Origin of the sequence: Microcoleus sp. C2D2, from assembly GCF_036702495.1 — a bacterium.
In the GTDB taxonomy this organism is placed as follows: domain Bacteria; phylum Cyanobacteriota; class Cyanobacteriia; order Cyanobacteriales; family Microcoleaceae; genus Microcoleus.
In genome coordinates this window covers 1-3,986 of the sequence record NZ_JAUBTO010000300.1, presented here as the reverse complement: position 1 = coordinate 3,986, position 3,986 = coordinate 1, and the positions used below count along the sequence as shown (strand labels likewise).

Sequence of the window (3,986 nt, the reverse complement as noted above, 5' to 3'; positions counted from 1 at the left end):
TTTGACAACTTTATTCTGAGGAGCTTCTTACATTGGCATTTTGCTAGTTAGTTTTACATACTAGGTTCGGTAGAACCGTAGATTTCAACTCGACCGAACTTTCCTAGAGTGATTTCATCTTCAAGCGGAAGAATTTTTAATGAGGACTTTAAGGAGCAGGCTCGATTGAAGCCAATAAATTACCAGGTGGTTGCCGTTGTTGGGCTTCGAGAGGTATCGGACTTGAGGTAATCATCAAGTTTGTTTCAAGAAGGAGGGGCAAAAGAAAGCTGTTGTCTCTGCTGCCAGTGAGGTGGGGCTAATATCAATTTCGGAATGATGGGGAGTCGGGAGTCGGGAGTCGTCCGTCGTCCGTCGAGGAAGGTGGAATTATTAACCTTGACTCGATCGTGCCCGTGCAACCGGAAACGATATAAATTCCTTGATGGGCGAGATTTGTATCTCTGGCGGTGAGGCAACCTCTTTCGTTTCAACATAAGTCGATCGCCCGCTGCAGTACATTCCATTAGCTAGAGGAGAGAAAATGGCTCGCAGCTTATGATGTTTAATAAAACAGGGAATTTTTTAGAGAACGATGAGCTTATTACTAATAGATATGGATGGTACGCTCCGCGAACCGCTCAGCGGACAACAATACTTTGAACATCCCAAAGATCAACGGATTATTGAAGGCGCCGAGATTGCTATTGGCGCCTACAAAGATGATTGGATAATTGCCGGCATCACCAACCAAGGTGGAGTTGCCGCAGGTCATAAGTCTATGCAAGAGTGCATCCAGGAACAGCAATACACGCTTGAGTTATTCCCAGAGTTGAGAGAGATATACTTCTGCCCCGACTTTGAGGGTAAAAAGTGTTTCCGCGTCACTGGTCACAATGTTTATAACCACAGCAAAACGAAGTGGTCTGGGCAGTACCGCAAACCGCGATCGGGTATGTTGCAGCTAGCAATGGTCAGGCACAAACACACCCCGCAAAATTCGATCTATGTTGGCGATCGCCCGGAAGATGAACAAGCCGCCCAACGAATAGGTGTCCCCTTTCAATGGGCATGGGACTGGATCGAGCAACATCAAGAGGCGATCGTCCCCAACCTTACAGAAGTATAGTAATTGACCGGATAGTCATGGAACGAGAGATTACAGATAGCAACGGCATTACCTGAATATCTATTCAAGCCTATTCTGGGATTCCCACAATGCAGAAAACCAGGATGCGGCTCAGGTTAAAGGACAAGAGGATAGCTACTGGGTAGTCTGTACAGTGGGGGGGCAAAGTCGGTGCGGCTCAAGCTTGAGGGCGAACGGGAAACGTCCTACTCTGACGAGATGTTGCTCAATGAAATTCAAGCACAGCAGGAGGTATGACTACAGCCAAAGCAAGTGGTCCCGACATTACCGTAAAGCGCGATCGAATATGTTGCAGCTAGCAATGGTCAGCCCCAAACACACTCCTGACAATTTACTGTATGTGGGCGATCGCCCGAAGACGAACAAGCTGCCCAAGGAGGCGGCTGCTAGCACCTTTACAACCATGCCAGGGACTTAAGCCAGCGCGTTGCAACAGCGTTGTTGTACTCTGCAATGCTTCCAAAATCAATTAAACACCTAATCTTTGCAAGCCTGTAACCACCATTCCCATGTCTTAATACTTTGCTGCTGTTGCTCGCCCTTCAATTCAGTTCTGAGTTTTTCAAGTATTTCTAGAACTACCTGCTTGCCGTACTGCTGTGCAAAATACCAAGGAAGTTCCTCAATACTGAAGTTGTAGGCTGTCAATAAACCTTGAATTGCTTCTGTTAGCTCAAGGCTACAGGTGGGTTGGAGGTCAAGTAGCAATCTTCCCGCGAATTCCTGATCTTCAAATCTTGTTGCAGGGCGATCGACATTAGTCAAAACGGTGTAGAGAATCTCGAAGACCTCTGCACTGTCCAACTTTCGCAATACCGATGCAATTTGGCTGTACTGTTGCGGGTGGAAACGCCCGTAGCGGTCCACTGCCCAATAAATCTTTTGAATAATCCTCTCTTTACTCCAAACCATTGTAGGCAAGATCTAACGCTGCTTAGAGGCTGTTTATAAAGTAATGTTAACTGGCTGCGTTGCTTAACATTGGATAGATCCCCCCTAGCTTTCATTAAAAAGGGAGGAACCGAAAATCTTTAAAGTCCCCCTTAAAAAGGGGGATTTAGGGGGATCTCCAGGAATTTACACTTCTTTAGAAACAGCCTGTTAACCCTATTTTCTCACTAATAACATTAAAGCATCATCTCACTGGCAACTCAGCGACACAACAATTAATTAGCTAATTGTGTATGCCTAATACCCCTGAGGCTGGTGATAAAACAGGGCGCCATTGCTTGACTATCATACCTGAGAAAGACGTTGTAAAAAGCACTAGCTGTTAATATTGTTTTGTAGAAGCAAGAGCGATCGTTATCTAACTTTTAATAACATTTCCGACTCATTATCTGGACTGCAAAATACTAGGTAAAAAGGAAATCGCGGCTGCGCCAATTCCCCTTACCTGCCTATGCGCTATAGCTAACGCGACTAAGGTCAACGCGCAGGCTTCGCCAACATGAAGAAGGGGGGCGGTAGTTGCTTCGCTTTTATTCAACAAAGCCTGCCGACCCAGGCCCAATTGAGTCCGCACAGGTGGGCTTGGTTTGTGAATCGTTGAGACTTTCAGTTTGTGGGCGATTTGCTACCGCCACGCGAGAGAGATTTTTTGAAATTCTTAATCGCCTGAAGAAGCAAATTTGGATACCCTATCAAGCGACTTATGAATATCAAAAAAATCGCCTCTAGGTTAAAATAGCCGATTACCTGAAAGCTGCTCAACCTACAGTTATTTCTTTTCATCTTTTCTGATCGGCTTGCGAGATCGGTTTCTTGCGTTCTGGCATACCAACGAAAGCACTTTCCTTTTTCACCTTACAAGGACCGCTCAGTATGGCTAATCGAGAACAGTTTGCTTATTTAGTGCAAGATGTGATTTGCTCTCATTGGTGCCGGGAGAAAAATTTACTTTTGACAACAGGAGAAGCAAGGGCATCATGCTGAAGCAGAAAACCGACATCGGTTCGCGATTAAGGCGAAGGCACCTACTTGGAATGTTTTTGGTAGGCATCACTGGGACGATTGGATCGGCCTGTACCACCAATTCTATGGAGAGAATTACATCGATGAGAACATACAAACCACAGAATCAGGATCGGGCATCTGTAAGCGGACGCCTGCTGGCACGACCAACGCAGCCTACAGGAACGGCACCAAGCGGTCTGCAACCCTTGGGACTTTCTACCCAGCGCGACGGACTCCTCTACGTGCCTAAAAATTACCAAGCTTCCCAGCCCGCACCACTGGTGGTGATGCTGCACGGCGCAGGTGGCGACGCACGCGGCGGTCTGACTCCGTTCCAAAACCTCGCCGATGCCGCTGGACTCATCCTGCTGGCACCTGCCTCGCGCGGCCGGACGTGGGATGTGCTGGTGGGTGGGTACGGTCCCGATATCGCCTTGATTGACCAGGCGCTGGCGCAGACGTTCAGCCACTACGCTGTAGACTCTACCCGCACTGCGATCGAGGGCTTCTCGGACGGGGCTTCCTATGCCCTAAGCGTCGGCATCACGAACGGCGACTTGTTCAGCCATGTGATAGCGTTCTCGCCGGGGTTTATGAGACCAGCTTCACAGGTTGGCGAACCGCGTCTGTTCATCTCGCACGGCACGCGAGACGCTGTTTTACCGATCGATCCTTGCAGCCGTAAGATAGTGCCACAGGTGCGGGATGCTGGCTACGATGTGGTTTATCGGGAGTTCGACGGCCCCCACACAATTCCCCCCGCGATTATAGACTCTGCACTAGACTGGTTCACGGCGTAGCAGAGTATTCTCGCACAATCTAAATTTATCAAAAATCTGGGTTTAAAACCCCGTCCTTGCAGGACGGCTTTCTCTTAAGGTACTACGACATATACCTGTTA

The 3,986-nt window shown here is 48.1% G+C and carries 6 protein-coding genes; 4 read left to right on the top strand and 2 right to left on the bottom strand.

Translation table 11 applies throughout. The features are described from left to right. Nucleotides 1-245 precede the first annotated feature (245 nt). The gene (locus tag QUB61_RS38235; protein ID WP_333136523.1) at nucleotides 246-476 is read right to left on the bottom strand and encodes a hypothetical protein; all 231 of its coding nucleotides are present in this window, start codon (nucleotides 474-476) and stop codon (nucleotides 246-248) included. A 98-nt stretch (nucleotides 477-574) separates the two neighbouring features. Between QUB61_RS38235 and QUB61_RS38230 the strand changes: the two genes are divergently transcribed. Further along, on the top strand, nucleotides 575-1,108 hold the full coding sequence (locus QUB61_RS38230) for an HAD-IIIA family hydrolase (RefSeq protein ID WP_333136525.1): 534 nt from the start codon (nucleotides 575-577) through the stop codon (nucleotides 1,106-1,108). 229 nt (nucleotides 1,109-1,337) lie between these two features. Then, complete coding sequence (locus QUB61_RS38225) at nucleotides 1,338-1,547, top strand: hypothetical protein (RefSeq protein WP_333136527.1); 210 nt, start codon at nucleotides 1,338-1,340, stop codon at nucleotides 1,545-1,547. Nucleotides 1,548-1,606: 59 nt separating this feature from the next. Here QUB61_RS38225 and QUB61_RS38220 read toward each other — a convergent pair whose 3' ends face one another. Then, nucleotides 1,607-2,041, bottom strand: coding sequence for a hypothetical protein (locus QUB61_RS38220; RefSeq protein ID WP_333136529.1), 435 nt, complete (start codon nucleotides 2,039-2,041; stop codon nucleotides 1,607-1,609). A gap of 615 nt (nucleotides 2,042-2,656) precedes the next feature. Between QUB61_RS38220 and QUB61_RS40340 the strand changes: the two genes are divergently transcribed. Together QUB61_RS40340 and QUB61_RS38215 are read left to right on the top strand one after the other, a co-directional pair. Further along, nucleotides 2,657-2,809: a PIN-like domain-containing protein gene (locus QUB61_RS40340; protein ID WP_445300338.1), complete on the top strand. Its 153-nt coding sequence runs from the start codon at nucleotides 2,657-2,659 to the stop codon at nucleotides 2,807-2,809. Nucleotides 2,810-3,009: 200 nt separating this feature from the next. Beyond that, on the top strand, nucleotides 3,010-3,885 hold the full coding sequence (locus QUB61_RS38215; protein WP_333136531.1) for an alpha/beta hydrolase-fold protein: 876 nt from the start codon (nucleotides 3,010-3,012) through the stop codon (nucleotides 3,883-3,885). Nucleotides 3,886-3,986: the final 101 nt, after the last annotated feature.

Excerpts from the sequence above, each read along its gene's own strand:
- QUB61_RS38225 (WP_333136527.1), top strand. The coding sequence starts at position 1,338 with ATGAAATTCAAGCACAGCAGGAGGTATGACTACAGCCAAAGCAAGTGG.
- QUB61_RS38235 (WP_333136523.1), bottom strand. The coding sequence starts at position 476 with ATGTTGAAACGAAAGAGGTTGCCTCACCGCCAGAGATACAAATCTCGC.
- QUB61_RS38220 (WP_333136529.1), bottom strand. The coding sequence starts at position 2,041 with ATGGTTTGGAGTAAAGAGAGGATTATTCAAAAGATTTATTGGGCAGTG.
- QUB61_RS38230 (WP_333136525.1), top strand. The coding sequence starts at position 575 with ATGAGCTTATTACTAATAGATATGGATGGTACGCTCCGCGAACCGCTC.